This is a genomic window from Leisingera sp. NJS201, from assembly GCF_004535885.1.
GTDB lineage: Bacteria > Pseudomonadota > Alphaproteobacteria > Rhodobacterales > Rhodobacteraceae > Leisingera.
Genome location: NZ_CP038234.1, coordinates 425,237 through 451,528, shown reverse-complemented (window position 1 = coordinate 451,528; position 26,292 = coordinate 425,237). Strand labels below are relative to the sequence as shown.

At 62.6% G+C, this 26,292-nt stretch carries 25 protein-coding genes; 9 read left to right on the top strand and 16 right to left on the bottom strand.

Translation table 11 applies throughout. The annotated features are described in order from the left end of the window. Window positions 1-158: 158 nt before the first annotated feature. The 3 genes from ETW23_RS02220 to ETW23_RS02210 form a co-directional block, all read right to left on the bottom strand. Window positions 159-1,070 (bottom strand): LysR family transcriptional regulator, encoded by a 912-nt coding sequence (locus ETW23_RS02220; protein ID WP_129372100.1) that lies wholly within the window; start codon window positions 1,068-1,070, stop codon window positions 159-161. Between the two features lie 286 nt (window positions 1,071-1,356). Then, on the bottom strand, window positions 1,357-1,911 hold the full coding sequence (gene rsmD / locus ETW23_RS02215) for a 16S rRNA (guanine(966)-N(2))-methyltransferase RsmD (protein ID WP_129372101.1): 555 nt from the start codon (window positions 1,909-1,911) through the stop codon (window positions 1,357-1,359). Then, complete coding sequence (locus tag ETW23_RS02210; protein WP_134828981.1) at window positions 1,908-3,119, bottom strand: NAD(P)/FAD-dependent oxidoreductase; 1,212 nt, start codon at window positions 3,117-3,119, stop codon at window positions 1,908-1,910. Before ETW23_RS02210 ends, rsmD begins: the two co-directional genes overlap by 4 nt. Window positions 3,120-3,214: 95 nt before the next feature. Here ETW23_RS02210 and ETW23_RS02205 point away from each other — a divergent pair, with 95 nt between their 5' ends. Then, the gene (locus tag ETW23_RS02205; RefSeq protein ID WP_129372103.1) at window positions 3,215-3,703 is read left to right on the top strand and encodes a peroxiredoxin; all 489 of its coding nucleotides are present in this window, start codon (window positions 3,215-3,217) and stop codon (window positions 3,701-3,703) included. Window positions 3,704-3,850: 147 nt separating this feature from the next. Here the strand turns inward: ETW23_RS02205 and ETW23_RS02200 are convergent, their stop codons facing one another. From ETW23_RS02200 to ETW23_RS02175, 6 genes are all read right to left on the bottom strand, one after another. Next, a complete protein-coding gene (locus tag ETW23_RS02200; protein ID WP_129372104.1) occupies window positions 3,851-4,159 on the bottom strand; it encodes a 4a-hydroxytetrahydrobiopterin dehydratase in 309 nt (102 codons plus the stop codon). Then, complete coding sequence (locus ETW23_RS02195) at window positions 4,156-5,343, bottom strand: GNAT family N-acetyltransferase (RefSeq protein ID WP_134828980.1); 1,188 nt, start codon at window positions 5,341-5,343, stop codon at window positions 4,156-4,158. Before ETW23_RS02195 ends, ETW23_RS02200 begins: the two co-directional genes overlap by 4 nt. A 48-nt stretch (window positions 5,344-5,391) precedes the next feature. Continuing rightward, entirely contained in the window at window positions 5,392-6,165 is a 774-nt protein-coding gene (locus tag ETW23_RS02190; RefSeq protein ID WP_134828979.1) for a glycerophosphodiester phosphodiesterase family protein, read from the bottom strand. Further along, the gene (locus ETW23_RS02185; RefSeq protein WP_129372107.1) at window positions 6,162-6,620 is read right to left on the bottom strand and encodes a RidA family protein; all 459 of its coding nucleotides are present in this window, start codon (window positions 6,618-6,620) and stop codon (window positions 6,162-6,164) included. Before ETW23_RS02185 ends, ETW23_RS02190 begins: the two co-directional genes overlap by 4 nt. 143 nt (window positions 6,621-6,763) lie before the next feature. After that, on the bottom strand, window positions 6,764-8,068 hold the full coding sequence (locus tag ETW23_RS02180) for an HlyD family type I secretion periplasmic adaptor subunit (protein ID WP_134828978.1): 1,305 nt from the start codon (window positions 8,066-8,068) through the stop codon (window positions 6,764-6,766). Continuing rightward, window positions 8,065-9,798 (bottom strand): type I secretion system permease/ATPase, encoded by a 1,734-nt coding sequence (locus ETW23_RS02175; protein WP_134828977.1) that lies wholly within the window; start codon window positions 9,796-9,798, stop codon window positions 8,065-8,067. Before ETW23_RS02175 ends, ETW23_RS02180 begins: the two co-directional genes overlap by 4 nt. A gap of 162 nt (window positions 9,799-9,960) precedes the next feature. Here ETW23_RS02175 and ETW23_RS02170 point away from each other — a divergent pair, with 162 nt between their 5' ends. Both ETW23_RS02170 and ETW23_RS02165 read left to right on the top strand, forming a co-directional pair. Continuing rightward, entirely contained in the window at window positions 9,961-10,722 is a 762-nt protein-coding gene (locus tag ETW23_RS02170) for a VacJ family lipoprotein (protein WP_129372110.1), read from the top strand. A 2-nt stretch (window positions 10,723-10,724) separates the two neighbouring features. After that, window positions 10,725-11,321, top strand: a complete 597-nt coding sequence (locus tag ETW23_RS02165; RefSeq protein WP_129372111.1) for a phospholipid-binding protein MlaC — start codon at window positions 10,725-10,727, stop codon at window positions 11,319-11,321. Between the two features lie 266 nt (window positions 11,322-11,587). Here ETW23_RS02165 and ETW23_RS02160 read toward each other — a convergent pair whose 3' ends face one another. Next, on the bottom strand, window positions 11,588-13,807 hold the full coding sequence (locus tag ETW23_RS02160) for a transglycosylase domain-containing protein (RefSeq protein WP_134828976.1): 2,220 nt from the start codon (window positions 13,805-13,807) through the stop codon (window positions 11,588-11,590). 285 nt (window positions 13,808-14,092) lie between these two features. Between ETW23_RS02160 and ETW23_RS02155 the strand changes: the two genes are divergently transcribed. Continuing rightward, entirely contained in the window at window positions 14,093-14,446 is a 354-nt protein-coding gene (locus ETW23_RS02155; protein ID WP_134828975.1) for a P-II family nitrogen regulator, read from the top strand. Between the two features lie 26 nt (window positions 14,447-14,472). After that, on the top strand, window positions 14,473-15,807 hold the full coding sequence (locus ETW23_RS02150; RefSeq protein WP_134828974.1) for an ammonium transporter: 1,335 nt from the start codon (window positions 14,473-14,475) through the stop codon (window positions 15,805-15,807). Window positions 15,808-15,989: 182 nt separating this feature from the next. On the opposite strand, the gene ETW23_RS02145 is transcribed toward ETW23_RS02150, so the two are convergent. Both ETW23_RS02145 and sseA read right to left on the bottom strand, forming a co-directional pair. After that, window positions 15,990-17,174: an amino acid aminotransferase gene (locus ETW23_RS02145; protein ID WP_129372115.1), complete on the bottom strand. Its 1,185-nt coding sequence runs from the start codon at window positions 17,172-17,174 to the stop codon at window positions 15,990-15,992. Next, entirely contained in the window at window positions 17,174-18,028 is an 855-nt protein-coding gene (gene sseA, locus ETW23_RS02140) for a 3-mercaptopyruvate sulfurtransferase (protein WP_134828973.1), read from the bottom strand. The genes ETW23_RS02145 and sseA overlap by 1 nt, the downstream gene beginning before the upstream one ends. 164 nt (window positions 18,029-18,192) lie before the next feature. On the opposite strand from sseA, the gene ETW23_RS25605 reads away from it, so the two are divergent. Both ETW23_RS25605 and ETW23_RS02135 read left to right on the top strand, forming a co-directional pair. Then, the gene (locus tag ETW23_RS25605) at window positions 18,193-18,504 is read left to right on the top strand and encodes a hypothetical protein (protein ID WP_254695115.1); all 312 of its coding nucleotides are present in this window, start codon (window positions 18,193-18,195) and stop codon (window positions 18,502-18,504) included. Beyond that, entirely contained in the window at window positions 18,468-19,400 is a 933-nt protein-coding gene (locus ETW23_RS02135) for a leucine-rich repeat domain-containing protein (RefSeq protein WP_254695114.1), read from the top strand. The genes ETW23_RS25605 and ETW23_RS02135 overlap by 37 nt, the downstream gene beginning before the upstream one ends. A 338-nt stretch (window positions 19,401-19,738) precedes the next feature. Here the strand turns inward: ETW23_RS02135 and smpB are convergent, their stop codons facing one another. From smpB to ETW23_RS02120, 3 genes are all read right to left on the bottom strand, one after another. Then, the gene (gene smpB, locus ETW23_RS02130) at window positions 19,739-20,221 is read right to left on the bottom strand and encodes an SsrA-binding protein SmpB (protein WP_129372117.1); all 483 of its coding nucleotides are present in this window, start codon (window positions 20,219-20,221) and stop codon (window positions 19,739-19,741) included. 45 nt (window positions 20,222-20,266) lie between these two features. After that, window positions 20,267-21,121: a DMT family transporter gene (locus ETW23_RS02125; RefSeq protein ID WP_134828972.1), complete on the bottom strand. Its 855-nt coding sequence runs from the start codon at window positions 21,119-21,121 to the stop codon at window positions 20,267-20,269. An 82-nt stretch (window positions 21,122-21,203) separates the two neighbouring features. Next, window positions 21,204-21,764, bottom strand: coding sequence for a helix-turn-helix domain-containing protein (locus ETW23_RS02120; RefSeq protein WP_129372119.1), 561 nt, complete (start codon window positions 21,762-21,764; stop codon window positions 21,204-21,206). 105 nt (window positions 21,765-21,869) lie between these two features. On the opposite strand from ETW23_RS02120, the gene ETW23_RS02115 reads away from it, so the two are divergent. Next, window positions 21,870-23,048, top strand: coding sequence for a benzoate/H(+) symporter BenE family transporter (locus tag ETW23_RS02115; protein WP_134828971.1), 1,179 nt, complete (start codon window positions 21,870-21,872; stop codon window positions 23,046-23,048). A gap of 133 nt (window positions 23,049-23,181) precedes the next feature. Beyond that, complete coding sequence (gene ilvD, locus ETW23_RS02110; protein ID WP_134828970.1) at window positions 23,182-25,026, top strand: dihydroxy-acid dehydratase; 1,845 nt, start codon at window positions 23,182-23,184, stop codon at window positions 25,024-25,026. A 343-nt stretch (window positions 25,027-25,369) separates the two neighbouring features. Here ilvD and ETW23_RS02105 read toward each other — a convergent pair whose 3' ends face one another. Further along, the gene (locus ETW23_RS02105; RefSeq protein WP_134828969.1) at window positions 25,370-26,188 is read right to left on the bottom strand and encodes a sulfotransferase family protein; all 819 of its coding nucleotides are present in this window, start codon (window positions 26,186-26,188) and stop codon (window positions 25,370-25,372) included. Between the last annotated feature and the right edge of the window lie 104 nt (window positions 26,189-26,292).

The window sequence follows — 26,292 nt, the reverse complement described above, 5'->3', positions numbered from 1 at the left end:
ACGGGCGCGGGTCAATCTGTGATTGATCCGGGACGGGCGGGAGCCTTCCGGCTGTGTTTTTCGCGGACGGCAGAATGTCGACCCAAAAAAGGCCCCCGCATTCGGTGCGGGGGCAGGTCTTCGAGGGATATCTTGGTCCGGTTTTCCGTAGTACCGGTTCAGGTTTTCCATTCCGACGGGTCGCGGTCGGCAAAGGCCTGCACCAGAAAGTCAATGAAGGCCCGGACTTTTGGCTGGGTGAATTTTCCGGGCGGGTAGACCGCATAGATGCCTTGGGTTTCCACCGGCAGGCTGGGCATCACGTCTTCGACCAGCCCTTCTTCCAGCGCCTCCGAGTAGAGAAAGCTGGGCAGGTAGGCGATGCCGAGGCCGGAGATCGCCGCATTCAGCAGTGACTGCCCGTCATTCACCGACAACCAGCCTGAGGTGCGCACCTGGCGTTTTTCACCCGACGGCGCTGTGATCTTCCAGACGTTGCCGCTGGACTGGCTGGAGTAATGCAGCAGCTTGTGGCTGTTCAATTCATCAATCTTTTGCGGGCGGCCGTATTTCTCCAGATAGGCGGGAGAGGCGATCATCCGCTTGGTGGTTTCGGTCAGCTTGCGGGCCCGCAGGGAGCTGTCTTCCAGCTCGCCGATGCGGACCGCCATGTCGAAGCCTTCGGAGATCAGCTCTACATAGCGGTTATTCAGCACCATGTTGACGGTGATGTCCGGGAAATCCTGCAGGAAGTCCGACAGCACCGGCGACAGGTGATTGACGCCGAAATCAGTGGCGACCGAAATCCTGAGCAGACCCGAAGGGGCAGATTGCATCGAGGTGACCAGCGCATCCGCTTCGCCTGCGTCATTCAGCACCCGGCGGGCACGGTCATAATAGGCGAGGCCAATCTCGGTCGGGGACACCCGGCGGGTGGTACGGTTCAAAAGCCGCGCGCCAAGCCGGGTTTCCAGGCTTGAAACATGCTTGGAGACTGCGGATTTCGAGATCCCCATCTTGCGTGCCGCATCGGTGAAGCCGCCCTGGTCCACCACATTGGCAAAGGCCTCCATCTCGGTCAGTCGGTCCATATTCACCCATCCTCGTGTATCCGTGTTGCCCCCAGTGATGCGGGTGAAATCGGGCAAGATCGGGGCAAGGGTGGGATAATTGCGAGGTTTCGCCGGGATCGTATTCGCTGTGGAAACGGCAACAGCCTTGGCAAAACCTGCCGGGGTTCCGCAGCAGTGATGCGCCAAAAGACTGCGGCCCTGCACTGGGAAACGCGCCGGACCAGCGGCTGTAAACTGCACGGAAAATGCCCTGTTTTCCACTATCCGTGCAGGACTTGCAGCAAATTGCCTCAGGAAGGCTGCCTCAGGCGGCTTTCCACATCAGCGAAATGTGGGTATCGCCGTATTTCCGGCTGTCCTGCAGCTCGAATCCTTCCGGTGCGGCGACCGGTGCGTTTTCTTCCCAGACCACCAGAGCGTCTTGCGCCACCCAGCCGCCGGCCACAGCTGCGGCCAGGGCCTTTTCCCCCAGCCCCTTGCCATAAGGCGGATCAAGGAAGATCAGATCAAAGGGTGCCGCCGGGTTCTGCCCCAGCTTCAGCGCGTCGCGGCGGGCCAGGGTGCAGCGGTTTTCGGCGCGGCAAATGGTGATGTTTTTGCGGATCAAACCGCCTGACACGCGCCCGTCGTCCACAAAAACCGCCTCAGCCGCGCCGCGTGACAGCGCCTCCAGCCCCAGCGCGCCGGTGCCTGCAAACAGGTCCAGCACCCGGGCGCCGGGAATGGCCCCGGTGTGCATCAGCACGTTGAACAGGCTTTCGCGCACCCGGTCGGTGGTCGGGCGCAGATGGGCGCCCGCATCGCCCTTGCCCACCGCGGCCAAGGCACGGCCGCGGAAGTCTCCTGCGATGATCCTCACGCTTTCAGCAGCGGCTTCAGATCGGCAGCCGGGTCGGCAACCACCGCTTTATCCGCTGTCTTACCCATATCGATCAGGCGTTTGCCCACCATATAGGCGCGCGGGTCATTCATCGCGTCCACTGCCACCAGCTGATCGCCCTTGTAATACCAGAACGACACCTGCCGGCCCTCGCCCTGGCGGGTGACTACATTGTCATAGCCGGTGTTCAGGCCCGCGATCTGCAATTTGACGTCATACTGATCGGACCAGAACCAGGGTGTGGCAATATACTCTTTGTCCGCACCCAGCATGTTCTGCGCCACCACTTCGGCCTGATCAATGGCGTTCGGCACGCTTTCCAGGCGGATGCGCTTGCCCTGAAACGGGAAGGAGGCACAATCGCCCGCCGACCAGATCGCGGCGTCCGAAGTGCGGCCCTTGGCGTCTGCCTTAATACCGTTGTCCAGCTCCAGCCCGGCCATTTCAGCCAGTTGCGACGTCGGGGTGATACCGACGCCAACGACGACAAAATCCACCTCAACGGCTTCACCGCCGCTCAGCACTGCGCGGGTCACCTTGCCGTTCTCGCCTTCCAGCCGCTCCAGCCCGACGCCTTCTCGGATGTCCACTCCGTGGGAGGAATGCAGGCTGCGGAAGAAGTCCGAGGTTTCCGGCGCCGCCACCCGCTGCAGGATGCGGTCGGCCATCTCGACCAACGTCACTTGCACGCCGCGCTTGGCGCAGACCGCGGCTGCCTCCAGCCCGATGTAGCCGCCGCCGACGATCAGCGCGCGCTTGCCCTCGGTCACATGCGGCGCCATTGCATCCACGTCGGTCAATCCGCGCACCACATAGACGCCGTCCAGATCGCCGCCGATTGCCGCCGGCAAGCGGCGCGGGTCGGAACCGGTGGTCAGCGCCAGCTGGTCGTAAGGGATCAGCTCATCGCCCAGGCTCACAGTTCTGGCTGCGGGATCAATGCCAGTCACCCGCTGGCCCAGCTTCAGGGTGATGTTGTTGTCCGCATAGAAACTTTCTGGCCGCAGGAACAGGCGTTCCAGCTCCATCTCGCCCAGCAAATAGGCCTTGGACAAGGGCGGGCGCTGATAGGGCAGCGCCGCTTCAGCGCCGATCAGGGTAATCTCCCCGTCAAACCCGTCCTTGCGCAGTTTTGCCACCAGCGACGATCCCGCCTGCCCTGCTCCAATAACGACGATGTGGGACATAATCCCTTGCCTCCCTCAGCAGTTCCCGTCACGCTTTCATCGGACCCTATATACCCGGGGCTCCAAAACGCAATCATGAGAAAGAGGAACCTGCGATGATTTCTGTTGGAGACCAACTGCCGGACGCGACACTGACGCTCATCGGAGACAACGGCCCCGAGCAGGTGCAGCTGTCAGACAAGCTGAAGGGGCGCAAAGTCGTGCTGTTCGCGGTTCCCGGCGCCTTTACCAGCACCTGCCATTCGGCGCATGTGCCCAGCTTCATCCGCACCAAGGATCAGTTCGCGGCCAAAGGTGTTGAGGAAATCATCTGCCTGGCGGGCAATGACCCGTTTGTCATGAACATCTGGGGCGAAAACACCGGTGCGGCCGAGGCCGGGATTACCATGCTGTCGGATGCCGAATGCACGCTGACCGAGGCAATCGGCATGCGTCTGGACGTGCCCTCAGCCGGTCTGATCGGCCGCTCGCTGCGCTATGCGATGCTGGTGGAGGACGGTGAAGTGAAAGTTCTCAACAAGGAAGAAAACCCCGGCCAGTGCGAACTTTCCGCGGGCGAGGGTTTGCTGGAATCAATGGGCTGACCCCTGTTCCGGCTGCGGCTGCCTGCCCCGGCGGCCGCAGGGCAACCCCTTAATAAACGGTGAAAAATAAGGTCAGCATGCCTGCCGGAATGTTTCGCGCGCGAAACATTTGGACACAATTGCTGACCTTTTCGTCAGAGCGTCCGTTCACGTCTGCGGCTCGCCGAACAGCCCGTCCATCTTGCGCGCCAGTTTGGCATCCAGCGCGCTGACCCCGTCCACATCATGGGTGGTAAGAACCACCGTCACCCGATTGTAGACATTGCTCCACTCCGGGTGGTGGTTCCATTTTTCGGCCCAGATCGCGGCCCGGGTCATCCAGCCGAAGGCATCGGCGAAATTGCTGAACTTGAAGATCTTGGTGATGGCATCCCGGCCCTCCACCATTTCCCAGCCGGTGGCAAACAGCGGCTCCAGCAGCGGACCGCGGGTGGCGTCGGACAGTTTCTCCGTCATTCTTGCTCCTCCACTTGGGCTTTGCGGAACGGGCCGTAATCGGTCAGGATTTCAATCTCTTCCTCGGTGGCGGCCCGTTCAGCCTTGAGGTAGCGTTCAACGGCCCCGGCAAACCCGGGATCGCCGATCCAGTGCAAGCTGTGCGTCTCGCACGGCAGATAGCCGCGCGCCAGCTTGTGTTCACCCTGCGCGCCCGCCTCAGCCCGGTCAAGCCCCAGGGCTATCGCCAGCTCTATCGCCTGATAATAACACAGCTCGAAATGCAGGCAGGGATGGTGCTCAACACAGCCCCAATAGCGCCCGTAAAGCGTTTCGCGGCCTATGAAATTCAAGGCGCCCGCAACATAGCGCCCGTTGCGCTCCGCCAGAATCAGCGCCATGTTCTGCGCCATCGTGTGATGGGCGATATCGAAGAATTGCCGCGTCAGATAAGGCGCACCCCATTTTCGCGCACCGGTGTCCTGATAGAATTCCCAGAAGGCATCCCAATGCTCAGGCTGCAGGCTGCTGCCCTGAAACACCCGGATCTCGCCGCCAAAGCACTGCGCCTGCATCCGCTCCTTGCGGATGTTCTTGCGCTTGCGCGAGGACAGCGCCCGCATGAAACCTTCGAAATCGGCATAACCGTCGTTTTGCCAGTGAAACTGCTGGGTAGAGCGGCGCATCAGCCCCATCTCCGCCCCCATCCTTGCCTCGTCCTGCGTGCAGAAGGTCACATGCAGCGAGGATAGCTTGTTGTCGGCTGCCAGTTGCACCGCCCCCTGAACCAGCGCCGAATGGCCGATACCGTCAAAGCCGGGGCGCACCAGAAAACGCCGTCCCGTGGCCGGGGTAAAGGGCACCGCGACCTGCAGCTTGGGGTAGTAATGCCCGCCGGCCTGTTCGTAAGCATGCGCCCAATTGTGATCAAAGATATATTCGCCCTGGCTGTGCCCCTTGGCGTAAAGCGGCGCACAGGCGATCAGCAGCCCGTCCTGATAGGCTGTCAGATATTGCGGCTGCCAGCCGGTGCCCGGCCCGACCGAGCCGCTGTCTTCCAGCGCGCTCAGAAACTGGTGGGTGGTGAACGGGTCCAGCGGACGGGTGCCGTCTGCCGCCTCAGGACAGGCACAGGCATCCCAGTCCTCTGCCGCGATCTGCGACAGTGAGGCCAGCATCCGGATTTCGATTTGCGCCTGGGTCATGCAATTCCTCCGCACCGCTTCAAAGATGTGGGGTCTGCGCCTGCGGGATCAAGGTGTTAGCGGCGAGAGGTACTGTTCAAACGTCACATTGTCGGCAAAGACACGCGCCGCGGTTTCCTCCGCCGCAGAGGTCACGGTCCAGCATAGCACCGGCACCCCATCGTTGCGCAGCGCCTGCACCCGCGGACGGGGCAGATCGCCGGCCTCGTGGCTGATAAAGCTCGACCCGGTACGCGCGAAATCCGGAATGCCGCGCAGGCCGTCGCAGACCGCCCTGGGCAGCTCCGGCCATTCCGCGGGATCATAGGCGCTGGTGGTGATGCCGCGGGCAATATCCGGCGCCAGCCGGGCCAGTTCCGCAACTGAATTGGGGTTAAAGGACATCACGGCCACAGGGCCGGCATAGCCCTTAAGCGCCTTTGCCGTGGCCCGCTCCAGCGCACCATCTGTAAGGCCCATTTCCCCGTTCTGATCCTTCAGCTCGATCAGCAGCGGCACCTGGCCTGCCACCAACTCCAGCACTTCCGCCAGTTCCGGAATGCCTTCCCCGTCGCCGCCTTTCAACGGAATTGCCTGCAACGCGCTGCAGGTCCTGGCGCGGACCGGCCCCGAGGCTTCCGCCAGCCGGTCCAGATCGTTGTCATGAAAGACCATGGCGCAGCCGTCACTGGACAGCTGCAGATCGATCTCAATCCCATAACCCGCCGCAATCGCTGCCCGGATGGCAGCGCGGCTGTTTTCCGGGCGCCCGTCCGCGGCATCATGCAGCGCACGATGGGCCAGCGGGACAGTCAGGATAGCGGCAGGCAGGGCAGGCTTCATTTGATCTGGAAAACGCCGTCGATTTCCACTGCAACACCCAGTGGCAGCGACACCGAGCCGACCGCCGAACGCGCATGGCGGCCGATATCGCCCAGGGCTTCGACCAGGAAGTCGGAGGCGCCGTTCACAACCATCGGCTGGCCGGTGAAGTCAGGGGCCGAGTTCACAAATGCGCCCAGCTTGACGACCCGCACCAGCCGGTCCAGATCACCGCCGCAAGCTGCCTTGAGCTGGGCCAGAAGCGCGATTGCACAGCGCTTGGCCGCAGCCTGGCCGGCCTCGACGTCCAGATCAGCGCCCAGCTTACCAGTGATCAGCCCGTTTTCATCAGCCGAGATCTGGCCCGCGATGTAAACCATATCGCCCGAAACCACATAAGGCACATAGTTCGCCGCCGGTGCCGGTGCTTCGGGCAGGGTTACGCCAAGCTCCTTCAGTTTTGCTTCAATGCTCATGGCCGATTTCCTTCCGAGTCTTTGCTGGCCGGGACGCTACCCGGACAGATGGAATTCGGAAAGAGCAAATGCGAAGCACCAGTGCGGCTTTGCGCATTCTTGGCCCCGTTGAAGGGACGCCGTTTTCCCGGGGCAGGCAGCCTTCAGCTTTCGCGGAAGGCCTTGTTGAAGTAGTCTGCGAGCGGCTTGACCAGATAGGCCAGCGGCGAGCGGTCGGCGGTGCGGATGTAGCTTTCCACCGGCATCCCCGGAATCAGCACCGTGCCCGCAGGCAGGCGGCCGCGTTCGCCGGGGTTGAGCTCGATCTCGGCGCGGTAATAGGAAATCCCGCTGCCCTGATCCTCAAAGGAATCCGCCGAGACCTGGGTGACATGGCCAAACAGCTCGGGCGTCGAGCGCTGGTCCAGCGCCGAGAACCGCAAAGTGACCTCCTGGCCGGTGTACAGCTGGTCGATATCGGTCGGCGCCACCTGCGCCGCAATCACCAGCGGCCGGTCCTGCGGCACCAGGTACAAAACCGGATCCGCAGGGCGGATCACCGAGCGCGGCGTCTGCACCTGCAGCCCGTAGACAATGCCGGAAACCGGCGCGGTGATATCCAGCCGCGCCAGGCGGCCCTGCAGCGAGCGGCGGTTTTCGGCCAGCTCCAGCTCCTGGTAGCGCAGGTCGCGCAGCCGGCTGATCGCCTCCTCGCGCTGGCTGGTGGCCAGCTTCAGGATCTCGATGTCGATCTCGGTGATGCGGCCCTCGGACTGTGCTTCCGAGGCCACCAGCTCGCCCAGCCGGCCCTGCAGGTCGGCCTGGGTGCGGCGCAGGTTCAGCACCGTCGCCGCCTGTGCCAGCCCGCGGTCCAGGAGCGATTGCTGGCTCTCCAGCTCCTCGCCGATCAGCCCCAGCTGCACATTCATCGAGGTCTGCTGCGCCTCGACGCCGCGGATCTGCTCCTGGATCTGGGTGCGGCGCTTCTCCAGCTGCTCGATCTCGCGGGCGGTGGTGTCCTTGCGGGCCTGGAACAGGCGGCGCTGGCCCTGCACCAGATCGCTGACATCCGGCTGCACTTCAGCCGCCTGCAGCAGCTCCGGCTCAAAGGTGATCGCAGCGGCGGTGTCGCGCTCGGCTTCCAGCCGGCCGCGGCGCGCCATCAGCTCGAACAGCTGGCCCTCGGTGATCACCAGCTGCGAGGTCAGCTCATTGGCGTCCAGCCGGATCAGCGTGGCGCCTTCGGCCACGGTGTCGCCCTCATCAACCAGGATTTCAGCCACGATGCCGCCGTCCAGATGCTGCACGATCTGGCGGTTGCGGTCGACCTCGATGCGCCCCGTCGCCACCACCGCGCCGGAAATCGACGACAGCACCGACCAGGAACCGAAGCCGCCCACCAGCACCAGCAGCGCCAAAAGGCCGATGATCAGCGGCCGCCGGGCCGGCCAGTTGCTTTGCCCGCTCATCGCACGCCTCCTGTGCCAGTGGCCTGGCGGATGTTCTGGTGGTTGGCGACCATTTCCTGCAGCACCTTGTCCTTGGGGCCAAAGGCGGTCTGGGTGCCCTTGTCGATCACCAGCAGCATGTCGCATTCCTGGATCGCCGCGGGCCGGTGCGCCATGATCAGCACCGAGCGGCCCTCGGCCTTGATCTGCTTGATCGCCTGATTGAGCGCGATCGAGCCTTCATTGTCGAGGTTCGAGTTCGGCTCGTCCAGGATCACGATCACCGGATCGGCATAAAGCGCCCGGGCCAGGCCGACCCGCTGCATCTGGCCGCCCGACAGCCGCCCGCCGGTGGCGGTAACCTTGGTGTCATAGCCTTCGGGCAGTTTCAGGATCATCTCATGGGCGGCGGCCTTCCTGGCGGCTTCCACCACCTTTTCGGCATCCGGCTGCTGCTGCAGCCGGGCGATGTTCTGGGCAATGGTGCCGTCAAACACCTGCACCCGCTGCGGCAGATAGCCGATGTGGCCGCCCAGCACATCCGGCGCGTATTGATCCAGCGCCGCCCCGTCCAGCCGCACCGAGCCCGCGGCCGGCGCCCAGACCCCGGTCAGCGCCCGTGCCAGGGTCGATTTGCCCGAGCCCGACGGCCCGATCACCCCGATTGCCTGGCCCGGCTGCACCCGGAAGCTGACATTGCGCAACAGCGGCGTCTTGCTGCCCGGCGGCACCACCGCCATGCCCTGCACATCCAAGAGCGCCTTGGGTTTCGGCAGCGCCGTGCGCTCGGCCTCCTCCGGCACTTTGGCCAGCAGTTCGGCCAGGCTGTGCCAGCCCTTCAGCGCCCGCTGCACCATCGCCCATTGGCCCAGGCCCAGTTCGATCGGCGCCAGGGCGCGGCCCATCAGGATCGACCCCGCGATCATCGCCCCCGGCGTCACCTCGCCCTGCAGCACCAGATAGGCGCCAAGCCCCAGCATCGCCGACTGCAGGAACAGCCGCAGCGTCTTGGTCAGCGTGGTGAAGCCGCCGCCGGTGTCATTGGCCGTCACACTGTCGGTGAGCGCCGCATCGCGGCCTTGCTTCCAGCGCCCGAAAGCAGCGCCGCGCATGCCCATCGACTGGATCATCTCGGCCTCGTTGCGGATCTCCTCGGACATCAGATTGGCCTTGTGGCCGGTCATATTGGCCTTTTGCACCGGCAGCCTGGTGAACAGCTGGTTGAGGATCGCAATCATCACCAGCACTGCGCCGCCGCCCAGGGCCAGCAGCCCAAGCCAGGGATGGAACAGGGCAATGCCCGCCAGAAAGACCGGGGTCCAGGGCAGGTCGAAGGCGGCGGTCAGCACCGGCGAGGAGATCAGCCGCTGCACCGATTCCAGATCCTGCAGCCCGGTCTGCGCCGCCGGATCCTGCGCCACCGCCGAGCGCCGGATCATCGCATCGAACACCCGGTGGTCCAGCGCCGCCTGCAGCCGCGCCCCGACCCGCGCCATGATCCGGCCGCGGGCGTAATCCAGCAGCCCCATCATGCCGTAGAGGAACACCACCAGGAGCGACAGCGCCAAAAGCGTCGCCTCCGAGCGGCTGCCCAGCACCCGGTCATAGACCTGCATCATGTACAAAGGCCCGGTCAGCATCAGCAGGTTCACGAAGAAACTGAAAATCCCGGTGAACCAGTACAGCCCCCGGCTCTGCTGACGCACAGCCCGAAGCTCATCATAACCGCTCTTATAAATGCTTTTATTCATGGTCAGTCTGCAATAGAAGTTCCCGGGCCATTGGTAGTGCCTGAATTTGTATCAGAACAGACACAAGCTGGTGAATAAATGTAATCGCACTGGAAATAGGCTGAGGAACCCTTATTTGCCCTCCGACCCGTCTGTTCCAGCATCAATTGGACACTTACCCGAATGCCTTTTCTTTTGCGACCGCTGAAATTTGTATCTGCGCTGATTTTGGCCGTTTTTGCGGCCGGCTGCGCAACGCAGGATCCGGTTGCACGGGCCTCGGGTGAAGTCTTTGATCCTTATGAGCGCACCAACCGCACCATTCACAGCTTTAACCGCGGCGTTGACCGGCTGGCCTTCCGGCCTGCCTCCAAAGGGTATGTGGCAATTGTTCCGGCGCCGATGGTGACCAGCTTCTCGCATTTTGCCGAGAACCTGTCGATGCCCGGCCAAATGGTCAATGCGCTGCTGCAGGGCGATCTGAAACTGGCCGGCAATGCATTTTCGCGGTTTGTGATCAACTCCACCGTCGGATTTGCCGGGCTTGCCGACCCGGCCAGCGAATTCAACGTGCCCGCAGTCGATACCGATTTCGGCGAGACATTGCACACCTGGGGCGTCGGCGAAGGCGCCTATGTGGAGCTGCCCCTGCTGGGCCCCTCCACCAGCCGCGATGCCGTGGGGGTCGCTGTCGATTTCTTCACCAACCCGCTGGGCTACGCCGAGCAGAATACTGCCGACAATATCACAATTTACGCTGAGATCGTGCGCCGCATGGGCGATCGTGGCAACTATTCCGACACGATCGACTCGATTCTCTACGAGAGCGCCGACAGCTATGCGCAATCACGCCTGATCTATCTGCAGAACCGCCGGTTCCAGCTGGGGGATGGAGAGGAGATCCAGGAGATCGATCCGTTCGAACTGAACACTGAAGGATTTTGAATATGGACCGCCGCAAATTCCTGACCGGCCTGGGCGCCGGAGCCGCTGCTCTGATTGCCGCACCGCAAGCCCTGTGGGCGCTGACCGAAAACAGAGCCAGCACGCTGATCAACGGCCTGGTCGGCGACATCAACCGGGTGATCGATTCCGGCAAGGGTGAGAACGCCATGTTCCGCGAGTTCGAGCGGATCTTCAAGCGCTACAGCGACACATCCTATATCGCAGCCTATGCGCTGGGTGTGGACGGGCGCCGGGCTTCTGCGTCCCAGAAGAAGGCCTTTTCCAAGGCGTTCCAGGGCTACATCTCGCGCAAATACGGCAAGCGCTTTCGCGAATTCATCGGCGGCAAGCTGGAAGTCAAAGGCGTCAAGAAGGTGAAGAAATGGTATGAGGTGAGCACCATTGCCTACCTCAAGGGCCAGTCGCCGTTTGAAGTGACCTTCCTGGTGTCGGACCGCTCCGGCCGGGATCTGTTCTTCAATATGTTCATCGAAGGCGTGAACCTGCTCTTGACCGAACGCACCGAGATCGGCGCCATTCTGGACAGCCATAAGGGCGACATCGACGCGCTGATTGCAGAGTTGAAGCGGTTGAGCTGAAACAGGCACACAAAGAATGACAGTCAAAGGGCTCCCTTCGGGGAGCCTTTTCTTGTTTGCAGTCCGGCCTGGCGCATTGCGGAGCAAAGGCAAAGGCTCCCGCCCGTCGCTGCAGCATCCAGGATGCTGCGCTCCCGTTGGGCCTGGCGTCCTGCCCGGCGGGCAGGACGTGCGCCGCACCGTCAGGTGCGGCGCCGGACCCAACTGGCGGAGGCCCCCCTCAGGGGGCCTGCACCGGGCGGGAGCCCCACGTTTGCTGCAATCGGTCAGTTTCCGAGGATGTCGCGCAGGATGTTGTCCACCGCGCGGCCCAGTTCCTTGCCCAGCTGCGGCCCCTGACGGCGGCGGCGCTCGCGCCGGGCTTGCTGCGGCGGCGGGGCGATCGGGGCAGGCTCCAGCATCGGCAGCGGTTTGGGAGTAAGTCCGTCATGCACCCGCACCATGGTCTCGCGCCAGATCTCGGCCGGCAGGCCGCCGCCGGTCACACCCGATAGCGGCGTGTTGTCGTCATAGCCCATCCAGACCCCTGCCACATACTCCGCGGTAAACCCGATGAACCAGGCATCCTTGGCGGCAGAAGTCGTCCCCGATTTGCCAGCCGCCTGCCAGCCCGGGATCTGCGCCCGCTTGCCGGTGCCGCCCGAAATCACTTTCTCCATCATCCAGACCAGCTGCTGGGCGGCTTCGGGGCGGATCACCCGCTCGCCGATGCCGCCGCTGGCACCCATCAGCGCGTCGCTGTCGTTCACCAGTTTCAGCTCGGTCACCCCATAGGGCGTCACCGACGAACCGCCATTGAGGATGCCCGCATAGGCTCCGGTCATCTCCAGCAGAGTGCTTTCCGAGGCCCCCAGCGCCAGCGCCGGGCCTGCGGCCAGATCGCTGTCGATGCCGAAATCCTTGGCCACGATGCTGACCTTGTCCCGGCCCACCGCCTCGGAGACTTTCACCGCCGGCACATTCAGCGAATCCCGCAACGCCCGTGCCAGGGTGACTTCACCATAATACTTCCGGGTATAATTCTCGGGGCACCACTGGCCGGAGCCGGGAATATTCATGCAGTATTTTGCGTCCAGCACCCGGTCGTAGGGGGAATAGCCCAACTCCAGTGCCGTGGCGTAAACAAAAGGTTTAAAGGCCGATCCGGTTTGCCGTTTGGCCTGGGTCGCGCGGTTGAACACGCCGGAGACCCGCGTCTTGCGGCCGCCCACCATCGCGCGCACCGCGCCATCGGCGCTCATCACCACAATGGCCGCCTGTGCCTTGGAGCCCGGGCGGACCTTATTCTCAAAGATGTATTTCAGTGCTTCCTCTGCCGCGCCCTGCAGGCGCTGATCCAGGGTCGAGCGGATCACCACATCCTCGGTGGTCTGATCGCCCAGGAAATCCGGGATGGAATCCATCACCCAATCGGCAAAGTACCCCCCTGCCCGTGCCGCCGCGGCTTCGCTCAGCACGGCGGGGGCGTTCTGGTTCTGCTGCATCTCGGCGGTGGTCAGATAGCCCTGCTCCCGCATCAGCCGCAGCACGGTGGCCGCCCGGTCCTGTGAACGTTGCAGGTTGTTGGTGGGCGCCAGCGTCGAGGGCGCAGTCAGCAGACCCGCCAGCATCGCACCTTCGGCCGGGTTCAGCTGGTTGGCGGACTTTCCGAAATAGCGTTGCGCTGCAGCCTCGGCACCGTATGCACCGCCGCCCATGTAGGCGCGGTTCATGTAGATCGAGAGGATCTCGTCCTTGGTGTACTTTGCCTCCATCGCCAGGGCAAAGATCGCCTCGGTGCCCTTGCGCCACAGCGAGCCCTTGCGGCAGTCGGCCTCATAAGCGCTTTCGCTTTTCCATTCGTCCGGATCATAGACCCGGCCCAGGCACAGCAATTTGGCGGCTTGCTGGGTGATGGTGGAACCGCCATGGCCCGACAGCGGACCGCGGCCTTCGCGCAGGTTGATGCGGATGGCGCTGGCGACGCCGCGCGGGGAGATGCCGAAGTGGCGGTAAAACCGCTTATCCTCGGTCGCGACAACCGCGTTCTTCAGGTGCGGCGAAACGGTATCTGCCCGAATAACCCCGCCAAACTGATCGCCGCGCCAGGCAAAGACGTCCCCCTTGCGGTCCAGCAGGGTGACCGACCCGCGCGCGCGCCCGTCCAGATAGGCCGAGACCTCGGGCAGCTTGGCATATTGCAGCGCCACCGCCAGACCGACCAGCAGGCAGACCACCATGCCGACGCGCCAGCTGAAGCCCCAGACCAGCCGGAACGCCCAGACAAAAGGCGCCAGCAAGAGACCGATGAAGCCGCGCTTCTTTGGCGCTGGTTTCGCCCGTGTCTTTTTGCGGGAAAACAGGCCGAACAGGCCGGTCTTCTTGGGTTTGGCCTTGCGTGCGGGTTTCTTGCGCGCAGGCTTTTTCGCAGCGGAAGGTTTGCCCTTGCCGCCCGCGGAATAGCGTTTTTCTGCCACCAAAGGCTTGCGCCCGGATCCTTGTGCCATCGTCATGTCCTGCCCGGTTTGCCCGTTTCCCGGGACAATACCCTGCCCGCCCCGGTTTGTAGAGGGGGCAGAATCCGGAGCTTTCCCCCTTTGCCAGATGGCCGGTTTTTAAGCGAAGCAGGCAAAAGGCGCAAAATTATTGTGCGTGCGCAGAATGACACGCGGAAACTTGCTGGCCTTGGGCTTTGCACGACTCGGGCCGGGGGTTTTGCTGCAGGTGCACAATGCATCGGCCCAGACATGATGCTCAGGGCCGGAGCAGCGCGGAAACCAAGGGATGCAGAGATGAAAATGATCATAGCCGCCATCAAGCCCTTCAAGCTGGACGAGGTCCGCGAGGCGCTGACCGGTCTTGGCGTGAGCGGGCTGATGGTCACCGAAATCAAGGGCTTTGGCGCGCAGGCCGGGCACACGGAAATCTACCGCGGCGCCGAATACGAGGTGAATTTTGTCCCCAAGCTGAAGCTGGAACTGGTGGTGCCCGCCGATCAGGCCGACCAGGCCATCAGCGCAATTTCCGGGTCCGCCCGCACAGGGAAGCTGGGTGAAGGCAAGATCGGCGACGGCAAGATTTTTGTTCTGGACGTGGAACAGGCCGTGCGGGTGCGCACCGGCGAAACCAACCTCGAGGCGCTCTGAAGGCGCCCGGCATGGAGGAAAGACTTATGAATACCCTGAAACTTCCCCTGGCGGCGCTGGCACTGGCCGCGCTGCCGGGTCTGGCACTGGCCCAAAACGGCCCTGCGCCGGGCGTGAACCCCGCGACCGATACCGTATTCATCCTGAACTCGCTGCTGTTTTTGATCGGCGGCTGCCTGGTGTTCTGGATGGCCGCTGGCTTTGCCATGCTGGAGGCCGGCCTGGTGCGCTCCAAGAACGTGACCATGCAGCTGACCAAGAACATGGCGCTATTTTCATTGGCTGCCGTATTCTACTGGTTGATCGGCTACAACCTGATGTATCCGCTGGGCAATTGGGCGGTTGACGGTGTGCTGTCCGGAGTATTCGGCCCCGGCGTGCTGGAGGCGGTGGGGATCACCGCGGAAGGTGCAGATGACTATTCCTATGCCGCCACCGGCTCGGACTTCTTCTTTCAGCTGATGTTCTGTGCCGCCACTGCCTCGATCGTTTCGGGCACTTTGGCAGAGCGCATCAAACTGTGGCCTTTCCTGATTTTCACCATCGTTCTGACCTCGGTGATCTACCCGTTCCAGGCCAGCTGGAAATGGGGCGGCGGCTTCCTGGAGCAGATGGGTTTCCTGGACTTCGCAGGTTCGACCGTGGTGCATTCGGTGGGCGGCTGGGCGGCGCTGACCGGGGCGCTGATCCTGGGGCCTCGCATTGGCAAATACAAGGACGGCAAGACCGTCCCGATGCCCGGCTCCAACCTGGCGCTGGCAACGCTTGGCACGTTCATCCTGTGGATGGGCTGGTTCGGCTTCAACGGCGGCTCGCAGCTGGCGATGGGGTCGATTGGGGATGTGGCTGACATTAGCCGGATCTTCGCCAATACCAATGCCGCCGCAGCGGGTGGCGCGGTGGCCGCGCTGGTGCTGACGCAACTGCTGTTCAAAAAGCCGGACTTGACCATGATCCTGAACGGCGCGCTGGCCGGTCTGGTGGCGATTACTGCCGAACCGCTGACGCCGGGTCTGGGGCTCTCCACCCTGATCGGTGCCATTGGCGGCGTGATCGTGGTCTTTGCAGTACCGTTCCTGGACAAGCTGCAGATCGACGACGTGGTCGGCGCCATCCCGGTGCATCTGCTTTGCGGTATCTGGGGCACTGTTGCGGTCGTGTTGTCGAACCCTGATGCAACACTGTTGAAACAGCTGACCGGGATTGCCGTGGTGGGGGTCTTCACCATCGCCGCCTCGGCCATAGTGTGGATCATCCTGCGCACCACCACCGGCATCCGGGTGGAGGAAGAGGATGAGGTCAACGGGCTGGACATGGCGGAGCTGGGCATGGAGGCCTATCCGGAATTCTCGCCAAGCTGACCCATTGCACAGCATTGAAACAAAAGGACGGCGCTTTCATGGAGCGCCGTCTGTGCATTTGCAGCGCACAAAAGTTTTGGAAAACTTTTGCCAAGACTTTTCCAAAAGTCTTGGATCTACAGCCGCCATAGAAAAACGCGCCCCGGAAGGAGCGCGTTTCGGGTTGTCCTGACGGCGTGGCCTCAGACGCCGGCGTCGACGATCGCCTTGGCCAGCACCGGCACGGTTTGCGCATTAAGACCGGCGATATTCAGGCGGCTGTCCCCAACCATGTAGATGCCGTTGTCCTGCCGCATCTTCTCGACCAGATCCGGCGTGGTGCCCAGAAGCGAGAACATGCCGCGGTGCTGGGCGATGAAGCCGAACCGGTCCGAGCCGGTCAGCCGCTGCAATTCATCCGCAAGGTTTTGGCGCAGGTCCAGCATGCCAAGGCGCACTTCTTCCAGCTCTGCCGCCCAATCGGCGCGCAAAGCCTCATCGTTCAGGATCATCGTCACCAGACGCGCGCCGTGATCCGGCGGGAAAGAGTAATTCTGGCGGTTCAGAAACGCCAGCGTGCCCTGGTTCAACCCTTGCGCCCCCGCATCGTTGGACACCGCCATCAACAGGCCGGTGCGCTCGCGGTAGATGCCGAAGTTTTTGGAGCAGCTGGCCGCAATCAGCACCTCGGGGCAGCTGGAGGCGACCAGGCGCACACCCAGCGCATCCTCTTCCAGACCGTCGCCGAAGCCCTGATAGGCAATATCGATCATCGGGATCAACCCGCGTTCGTTCAGCAGCGCGATGACCTCTTTCCACTGCACTTCATTGAGGTTGGCACCGGTCGGATTGTGGCAGCAGCCGTGCAGGAGCACCACGTCGCCTTTTTGCGCGCCTTTCAGGTCTTCCATCATGCCATCAAAGTTCACACCGCGGGTTTCGCGGTCGAAATAGCGGTAGGTGATGGTCTCAATGCCGACATAGTTCAGGATCGACACATGGTTCGGCCAGGTCGGATCCGACACAAACACCCGGGCCTTGGGGTTGGCCATCCTGATCAGCTCAAACGCCTGGCGCACCGCGCCGGTGCCGCCGGGGGTCGCGGCTGCCGCGATATTGCCACGCGCCACCGCATCGCCCAGAATCAGCTTGATCATCGCATCCGCATAGGCCGGATCGCCGGCCAGGCCGACGTAGGCCTTGCTGGTCTGTTCTTCCCACAGCTTGTGCTCAGCCGCCTTGATCGCGCGCATCACCGGGGTGACGCCCTCGGCGTTCTTGTAAACACCGACGCCAAGGTCGATCTTGTCCGCGCGCGGGTCGTCGCGGTACATTTGCATCAGCGCCAGGATCTTGTCAGCGGGCTGGGGTTTCAGGGTCTCGAACATCAGTTCTCTCCGGTAGCAACGGGAAGGGTCGGGAAGGCACCCCATTCCGACCACGACCCATCATAGACCGCATGATCGGTCTTGCCGATGCGCTCCAGTGCAAGGCTGAGGACGGCGGCGGTGACGCCCGACCCGCAGGTGGTAATCACAGGTTTGTTCAGATCGGCACCGGCCGCGGTAAACACGGCGCCCAGTCCATCAGCATCTTTCATGGTGCCATCCGCATTCAGCAAACTGCCAAAGGGCACGTTTTTCGATCCGGGGATATGCCCTGCCCGCAGACCTTCGCGGGGTTCCGGCACATCGCCGCGGAACCGCTCGGCGGCGCGGGCGTCGATGATTTCATGGTCGCCCAGTTTGGCAGCAGACGACACCTGTGTGACATCACGGACCATGTGGTTTTGCACCCGCACGGTCATATGGCGGTCGCGGATCACCGGCGGCAAGTCTTCAACCGGGCGGCCTTCGGCCTGCCATTTCGGGAAGCCGCCGTCCAGCACTGCGATGTTGTGCTGGCCCATCAGCCGGAACAGCCACCAGACCCGGGCGGCGGATTTCAGCCCGGCAGTGTCATAGACCACAACCTGATGGCCGTCGCCCACACCCATCGCCCGCAGGCGGGACATGAACTTCTCAACCGGCGGCACCATATGCGGCAATTCCGAGCGGTGGTCCGAGATATCATCAATGTCAAAAAAGCGCGCGCCGGGGATATGGGCCGCATCATACTCAGCCTTGGGGTCGCGGTCTTCCTGCGGCAAATACCAGGATGCGTCCAGCACCCGCAGGTCCGGATCCTTCAGATGGGCGGCCAGCCAGTCGGTGGAAACCAGCGTCTTCGGATCATCCTGCATCAAAGCGTCTCCCTTTCTGCGCATGCGCCATGGGTACATCCGGCGGCGCAGCGGTGCAAGACCGCGCCGCCCTCTACCTGCGGTTACAAAAATCTTGCGGGGCTTTAACGGAGCGGTAATAACATGGACCCCAGTTTCAGCATATCATTGCAAAGGCCCATTGTATGTCCGGTTTCCCCAGTTTCCTTGCAGCATTTCTGATTGCAGCGGGCATGTGCTGCCCCGGTGCCTTGCGCGCGGAATGCGTGGATATCGGCAAAACATGCATTGGCAGCAACGACTTGAAGGCAAAAGTCCGGATTGGAAACCACACGCCGGACTTGCAGGGGCTGATCCAGTTCACTGAGCTGACCGATCTTACACTGATGGCCGACCTGCGGTTCAAGGAGCCTGTCGATCTGTCCCCCTCGCCGCGATGCCAAAGCTGGAAAGGCTGGCCTTGGTCAACATCACCGCGCCAGACCTTGCGCCACTGACCCGGCTGCCGCAGCTGAAGCGGCTCAGCCTTGATTCTGTCCGCGCGCCGGATTTCACCCCGCTGGCCCGGATGACACAGCTTGAACACCTCTCGGTCTGGGGCGCCGGGGACGTCACCGATCTGTCCTTTGCCAGCAGCCTGACCCGGCTGCAAAGCCTGAATATCGCGGATTCCGGTATCTCCGACCTAAGCCCGCTGTCAGGCCTTGCCGATCTGGCAGTCTTTCTTGCCTTCAACACTCAGGTCTCTGACCTCAGCCCGCTGGCAGGCACCAACCTGCAGGTGGCCTGGATCTCCAATTGCCCGGTCCAAAGCGTGGCTGCACTGGCCGCCTCCGACCGGCTGGAGATGCTGCGCGCAGATGGAACCCAGCTGAAAAACCTGGAGGGGCTGGAGGGAAAACCTGCATTGCACACCCTGATCCTGTCAGACACGCAGGTGGCGGACCTGATCCCGATAAAAGGGGCAACCGGTCTGAAGGAGCTGGCCTTGGACGGAACCCGGATCAGCGACATCACACCGCTGAAAGGGCTGGATGCGCTGCACAAGCTGAACCTGACAGACACGGCTGTCTCCAGCCTTGCGCCTCTGGCGGGCAAAAACCTGCGTGTGCTGTCGCTCACCAATACTGCCGTGTCCAGCCTTGCTGCGGTGCAGGACATGGAGACCCTTTGGGACTTCAGCATTTCCGGAACAGCCGTCACCGATCTCACCCCGCTTAAGAACCTTAAAGAGCTTTCGATTCTCCGGGCGATCGGTCTGCCCGTCGAGGCGCTGCAGCCGCTGCTGGAGGTTAAAAACCTGCGGATTGTCTTTGCCGGCCCTGACTTCGAGACGCACAGGCGCCTGCTTGGGAAAGAGAATATAGCCCAGTACATCGCAGCCACCCCCTAACAGGTTCAGTTTCAATGCTGTCTGCACTGGCGCTGATCTTCAGCACCGGCAGCGGCACGTCCCGCCGGGCCGCGGTCTCTGTCCGGGCTTGATCCAAAAGCAAACCTGCAGGGCAACGCATATCTGACTTAACCAGTCAGATACCCAAAGCACCCCCAGGACCCCGGGACCAGCCCCGGCGGCACCGGCCGGCTGCAGGGGATTGTCAGGCAGAAAAACACCAATGCCATGACACGCATCGGTATCAGCTTGCAGGCGCACAAACCCTGCTTCTTTCTGGTTGGAAATACCCTCGGGTGAATTGGCCGCCAGGCCAAGAGGGCAGCGCCCTGCCCTGATCAGCGCGCGTCCTTCAGCAGCCGCTGCTTCTGGCGGGACCAGTCGCGCTTGGCCTCACTCGCCCGCTTGTCGTGGTTCTTCTTGCCCTTGGCGATGCCCAGCTTGATCTTGGCGCGGCCCTTGTGGTTGAAGTACAAAACCAGCGGCACCAGGGTCATCCCCTTGCGCTGGGTGGCGTTCCACAGATCCGACAGTTCTTTGCGCGATACCAGCAGCTTGCGGCGGCGGCGCTCTTCATGCTTGAACAGCTTGGCCTGCTCGTAAGGCGGGATATAGGCGTTCACCAGCCACAGCTCGCCGTTCTCCACCGCGGCATAGCTGTCGGCGATGTTGGATCCGCCCCCGCGCAGCGCCTTGACCTCGGAACCCTCCAGCATGATGCCGCATTCGATATCATCTTCGATCGCGTAATCGTACCGCGCCCGCCGGCTTTCGGCGATCACTTTGTAATTCGGGTCGGATGTCTGCTTCTTATTGGCCATGGGAGGCAGATGTAAGGCGGCGCGGCGGCGGGCGCAAGGCGCGCATCACGCCTTGCGGCTGCGCAGCAGCGTGAAAACACCGCTGCCGACAATCACCGCACTGCCGATCAGGGTCAGCATATCGGGCCGTTCGCCAAAAACCAGCACCCCCAGCACCATGGCAAAGATCAGCCTGGTATAGCGGAACGGCGCAATCACCGAGATTTCGCCCGCCCGCATCGCCCCGGACAAAGCGTTATAGGCAATGACGCCGATCACCGTGGCTGCCGTGATTTGCAGCGAATTGCCCAGGCTTGGCCAGACCGCCCCGCCCGTCCAGCCCAGCGCGGCCACACCGGCAACCACCAGCATGGCAAAGCCAAGGAACCCCAGCTGGTTGTTGCTCATGTCCTTAGGCGCCGCGCGGGTGGCCAGATCACGGCCCGCAAAGCCCAAAGTGCCGGCAACCGCAAACAGCGAGGCAGGTTCAAACCCGCTTAGCCCCGGCCGCAGGATCAGCAGCACCCCGGCAAACCCCAGCCCGATCGCCAGCCAGCGCCGCCAGCCCACCGTTTCGCCAAAGAACACCACAGCACCTGCAGCCACAACCAAAGGCGTTGCCTGCAGGATGGCCGAGGCCGAGGACAAAGGCGTCAGCGCAATCGCCAGCGTGTAACACAGGCGTCCTGCGACCTCTGCCACAGACCGCAGCAGCATCGGGCGCGTGCCGAAACCCGGGTGCCAGGGAGCGTGACCCTGCGCACGCGCCATCGCGGCAAAGATGACCATGCCGCCCAACCCGAACAGGATCAGAATCTCTCCCACAGGAATGTCGCGGGCCGCGGATTTGATGAACATATCCTCCAGCGCAAAAGTGGCCATGGCCAGCACCATCAACAGGCTTCCGCGCAGCGTGTCCATTCCGGTGCCCTTTCAAATCCAGAAAACTCAATGACTTGGGCAAGTGGTAGGCCCGCCGCAGACAATGCACAAGTGAAGGATTTCAGTCCCGCTGCGTCAGACCTGCCTGCCGGTAATGGTGCATGTTGAGAAAAGCCGCGCCGGTCCCGGCACTGCGGTAGCCATGCGGCTGGTCGGCGGCAAAGCGCAAGCCCTGCCCGGCCTCCAGCGGCACCCATTCGCCGCCCCGCAGCACCTCCATTGACCCGTGCAGCACAAACACTTCCTCGGTCACACCGGTGTCATGCGGCTGGGACTGGTGGCTTTGCCCTGGCCGCAGCGTGACCTTAAAGGTCTCGGCCCCCAGCAGCGGATCGAAGGGAAAAACGATTTTCACACCGATGCTGCCGGGAAACTGCACGGTTTCATAGACACCCGCCGCCTCTCCCACGGGTCGCGTCGCTTCGCCGATCAACGCGGTCAGCGGCAGGTGAAACCCTTTGGCGATCTTCCACAGGGTGGCAATCGTCGGGCTGGATTCGCCGCGCTCGATCTGCCCCAGCATTGCCTTGCTGACCCCTGTGATCTCCGCCGCTTTGGACAGGCTAAGCCCCGCCTGCGTACGGATGTTCCGCAGGTTCAGGGTGATGGTTTCATCGCTCATAAGATCCGCCGCTCAAAAAACACTTGTGCGTTATAGCGCACGATGTGTAGTGTGCGCTATAACGCACAACACCCCTAGCCGATCTGGCGCCAGAGGAAAAGCCGCATGCTCAAGGATCTGAAACTCTCGCATCTTGTCTCCGGCGCGGTGGCCGTGCTGGTGGGCTATACCGGTTCGGTTGCGATCATCTTTCAGGCGATTGAGGCCGTCGGCGCCACCCCGTCCCAGGCGGGCAGCTGGATGCTGGTGCTGGGGCTGGGCATGGGGATCACCTGCCTGATCCTGTCGCTGATCTACCGGATGCCGATCCTGACAGCCTGGTCCACCCCCGGCGCGGCGCTGCTGGCGGTAAGCCTGAACGGCGTGCCGCTGGCTGAGGCGGTCGGCGCTTTCCTGTTATGCGCCGTGCTCTTGACCCTTACCGGCGTCACTGGCTGGTTTGCCGCCCTCTCCCGCCTTATCCCGGACAGCCTGGCCAGCGCTATGCTGGCGGGCATTCTGTTCCAGTTCGGCCTCTCGGCTTTCACGTCGCTGCAAAGTGACACCGCGCTGGTGACGGTGATGGGTCTCACCTTCCTTGCGGGCCGCAAACTGTTTCCGCGCTACACAATCCCAGCGGTGCTGGCGGCAGGTGTGGCCTGGTGCACAGGCACCGGAGCTTTTGGCAGCTTGGAGGCGCTGGACCTCACCCTGGCCCGCCCCGAATTCATAATGCCGGCTTTTTCGCTGCCTGTGCTGATCGGTATCGGCCTGCCCTTGTACATCGTCACCATGTCCTCGCAGAACATGCCTGGTGTGGTCGCGCTGAAGGCCTGCGGATACGCGCCCCCTGTCTCCGCCAGCCTGACCGTCACCGGGCTGGCCTCGCTGATCCTTGCGCCCTTCGGCGGCTTTGCCTTCAACCTCGCCGCCATCACAGCTGCGATCTGCGCAGGGCCGGAGGCGGATGAGAACCCGGACACCCGCTATCTGGCCGGTGTCATGACGGGTCTCGTCTACATTCTGGTGGGTCTGGGCGGCGCCACCGTGATCAGCCTGTTTCTGATCGCACCCAAGGCGTTGGTGGCCACCGTCGCGGGCCTTGCGCTGCTGTCAACTATCGGCAACAGCCTGTCTGCCGCGCTGTTAGATGCCAAAGGCCGGGAGGCGGCACTGATCACCTTTATGACCACGGTGTCCGGTGTCAGCTTCTTTGGAATCGGTGCGCCGTTCTGGGCGCTGGTGCTGGGACTGGCGGTGAATCACTGGCTGAAAAGCCCCGAACCAGCGCCCGCCCGCGCCTGAGAAACAACCCGAGAGACATTTCACCGCTGAAATCCGGCGCCAACTGCGCCAAAATTACCGAACAGCCCCCCGGCAGGTTGCCTTTATTGCGCAAATCGTGTCCATGAGGGCAAAGACTAAGGGAAATAGCCTGATGCCAATGTACCGATCCAGAACCTCCACCCATGGCCGCAACATGGCGGGCGCGCGCGGATTGTGGCGCGCCACCGGCATGAAAGACGATGATTTTGGCAAACCGATCATCGCCATCGTCAACTCCTTTACCCAGTTCGTGCCCGGCCACGTGCATCTCAAGGACCTGGGCCAGATGGTCGCCCGTGAGGTTGAGGCGGCCGGCGGCGTCGCCAAGGAGTTCAACACCATCGCGGTGGATGACGGTATCGCCATGGGCCATGACGGCATGCTGTATTCACTGCCGTCGCGCGAAGTGATTGCCGACAGCGTCGAATACATGGTCAACGCCCATTGCGCCGATGCCATGGTCTGCATCTCCAACTGCGACAAGATCACTCCGGGCATGCTGATGGCCGCGATGCGGCTGAACATCCCGGCGATCTTTGTCTCCGGCGGCCCGATGGAAGCAGGCAAGATCGACATTGCCGATCTGGACATGAAGAAGATCGACCTGGTCGATGCGATGGTCGCCGCAGCGAATGACAAGTTCACCGATGAACAGGTCCAGCACATCGAAGAGAACGCCTGCCCCACCTGCGGGTCGTGCTCGGGCATGTTCACTGCCAACTCGATGAATTGCCTGGCCGAGGCCCTGGGCCTGGCGCTGCCCGGCAACGGCTCGACGCTGGCAACGCACGCTGACCGCAAGCACCTGTTCCTGGAGGCCGGCCGCAAGATCGTCGACATCACCAAGCGTCACTATGTCGGCGAGGAAAAGGGCCTGCTGCCGCGCGAGATTGCCACGTTCAAGGCGTTTGAGAACGCGATGAGCCTGGACATTGCCATGGGCGGCTCCACCAACACGGTGCTGCACCTGCTGGCCATCGCCAATGAGGGCGAAGTCGACTTCAACATGTCCCACATGGACCAGCTGAGCCGCAAGGTACCCTGCCTGTGCAAGGTGGCGCCGAACACGGCAAATGTGCATATGGAAGACGTGCACCGGGCCGGCGGTATCTTCTCGATCCTGGGTGAATTGTCCCGTGCAGGCCTGTTGCATAATGATTGCAGCACCGTGCACTCCTCGACCATGGGCGAGGCGATTGCCAAGTGGGACGTCAAGGTTGCCAATAACCCCGAAGCCGAAGAGCTGTTCAAGGCAGCCCCCGGCGGCGTGCGCACAACGCAAGCCTTCAGCCAGTCGAACCGCTATAAAGAGCTGGACGTGGACCGCGCAGGCGGCGTGATCCGCTCGCAAGAGCACGCCTTCAGCCAGGACGGTGGCCTTGCGGTGCTGTTCGGCAATATCGCGCTGGACGGCTGCATCGTGAAAACAGCCGGTGTCGATGCCAGCAACCTCACCTTCAACGGCTCGGCCTATGTCTGCGAAAGCCAGGACGCGGCGGTCAACGACATCCTGACCGGCAAGGTCAAAGAAGGCGACGTGGTTGTGATCCGCTATGAAGGCCCGCGCGGCGGTCCGGGGATGCAGGAAATGCTCTACCCGACCTCCTACCTGAAATCCAAAGGCCTCGGCAAAAAATGCGCGTTGCTGACTGACGGGCGCTTCTCCGGCGGCACCTCCGGCCTGTCGATCGGCCATGTCTCGCCCGAGGCTGCCGAGGGCGGTCTGATCGGCCTGGTGCAACAGGGCGACACCATCGAGATCGACATCCCCAACCGTTCGATCCACCTGGCAGTCTCCGACGAAGAGCTGGCGGCACGCCGCGAGGAACAGGACGCCAAAGGCTGGAAACCCGCCGAGCCGCGCAAGCGCAAGGTTTCCAAGGCGTTGAAGGCCTATGCACTGCTGGCCACCTCCGCCGCCAAGGGCGCCGTCCGCGCGCTGCCCGACGAGGATTGAAGCCCTTCAGTCACGAAACATTCAATACCCGCCGCAAAAAACGCGGCGGGTTTTCTTTTGGCGCCTGTCCCTGAACCGCCTCTCAGCATCATTCCTGTTTCAGCAAAAAACTCCCGCCCCCGCTACGCCCCGCTAGCTAACGCCAGCGCGCCAAGCGGCGTTGGGCCAAGCGCCGCGCTAACGCGCGGCGTGCCTCCGGCGGTGAGTATTTGGAACCAGAAAGAAGCTGTGCAGACATTTCAGGAGCGCCGCCGCGCCGCGCCAGCGGCGCCCGGCCCAAGGCTTGCCGCTGCATCTTTGATGCTGCGGCTCAGGCGCGGGAGCCCCTTTTTCTCCCTGCGGCCTACTCCCCCAGCTTGGCGTGCACCTCGTCCAGGTCGATTTCGCCCACCGGCATCTTGTTGCCCGGGTTCTCGAAATCGTATTTGAACAGCTCGAAATCGCGTTTGTAGATCTCGTAGACCAGATGCATCGACAGGTCGTCGAAGTAGTCCTCAACGGCGTGCGCGCGCTTGGGGCCGTGGCCTTCGCTTTCGTTGAAGCGCGGGATCGACGCCAAATCTACCGCATGCGGAGTTTCGATGCTGTCCAGCACCCCTTGCATGCCGGCGTTGAAATCCTCGGTCCAGAAGATGCGGTTGTAGCGGCCGCCGTTCAGGATGAAGGTGGACACATGCCCCGACATCGCCGACCAGTGGATGTCCGGGTCCATCGGGCGGCGCCAGCGGATGGTGTCGCGCACGAACAGCAGAAACCGGCGGAAGCTGGCGATCTGGTCGAATTCCTGCTTGCCGTCGTCGCCGCCGACCTCGATGCCGTATTCATAGGCCAGCTTGGGCACCAGATTGCCGCGGTAACGCCGCCCGTTGCGCTGGATGCCGCAGATCTTGTCAAAGAACGAGCTGAGCACGCGGGTGTAAGGATTGCGAACACAGGTAAAGGCGTAAGACCGATGCCCCTGCACATTGCGGGTGATCGGACCCTGGCTGTGTTCCAGCGCCCATTTGTGCAGGCCCTGCTTGGCGTCATGAATGTCACCATCGAAAAACTGCCCATGATCGGAGTAATGCAGGATCTGCCCGATCGTCGAGCAGGCGCATTTCGGCACCACCCGGTAGACCACACTTTCACTTTCCGTCATCCAAGTGCCGGGAAACCCCATCCGCTGCCCTCTTGATTATTCTTGCCTTGTCCCCAGCAGTATTCGCATATGTTTACCGAAACGGGAACTATCTGGTTTATTCGTGCCTTAAGCCCGCTTATCAA